Genomic DNA, 852 nt, shown 5'->3' with positions numbered 1-852 from the left:
GCTTTAGATCTCGTTGATAACCCAGAACATCGAGCGAAACGTGCTCTGCATGATTTACATCATGCAGAGCAAATCAAACGTATTTGGAAAGAAAGTTTAGGTCGATATGGTGTGCGTAAGGTCTGGCAACAATTGAAACGTGAAGGTTATGTTATCGCACGTTGTACAGTTGCTCGATTGATGCAGAAGCTAGGTATACAAGGTGTTTGGCGTGGTAAGAATAAACAAACCACCCGTAGCCGAGATGATCAAAAACGAGCAGATGACTTAGTAAAACGCAATTTTAATGCAGATCATCCTGACCAGCTGTGGGTCGCTGACTTCACGTATATTCAAACTCATTCAGGCTGGGTCTATACCGCCTTTATTATTGATGTGTTCTCGCGAGCAATTGTTGGATGGAAAGTATCAACACGTATGAATACAGATATGGTGCTCGATGCACTGGAGCAAGCATTGCATGATCGAGGCATGCCAAAGAACGTGATTCATCATAGTGACAGAGGCGTGCAATATCTTTCCATTCGTTATACCAATCGTTTAGAAGCAGCAAATTTACGAGCATCAGTCGGTACGACCGGTGATTCATACGATAATGCTTTGGCTGAAACGGTGAATGGCTTATACAAAACAGAGGTGATTGAATATTTAAAAGCGGATTGGCAAGGTTTAGCGGATGTACAACTTGCGACACTAAACTGGGTAGATTGGTTCAATAAAGAGCGTGTACACAGTGCACTGGGTTATGTATCACCTTTTGAGTTTGAAGCAATGTACTATGATAAGATTAACCCGTTAGGTCAGGTGGCCTAACTTAAATAAAAAAGTCTCCGACAAACCCGGTACGGTTCA

Annotated in this window: 1 protein-coding gene; it reads left to right on the top strand. The window is 42.4% G+C overall.

The window, feature by feature from the left end; all coding sequences use genetic code 11:
- Positions 1 to 813 (top strand): IS3-like element ISAba29 family transposase (locus ACSC97_RS18190; RefSeq protein ID WP_419306848.1); only part of this gene is annotated, 813 nt, incomplete at its 5' end.
- Between the last annotated feature and the right edge of the window lie 39 nt (positions 814 to 852).

The sequence above is a fragment of the Acinetobacter sp. P1(2025) genome (genome assembly GCF_051390655.1).
In the GTDB taxonomy this organism is placed as follows: Bacteria; Pseudomonadota; Gammaproteobacteria; order Pseudomonadales; family Moraxellaceae; genus Acinetobacter; species Acinetobacter junii.
The sequence above is the reverse complement of the archived record's forward strand: the minus strand, read 5'-3'. Positions and strand labels throughout refer to the sequence as shown.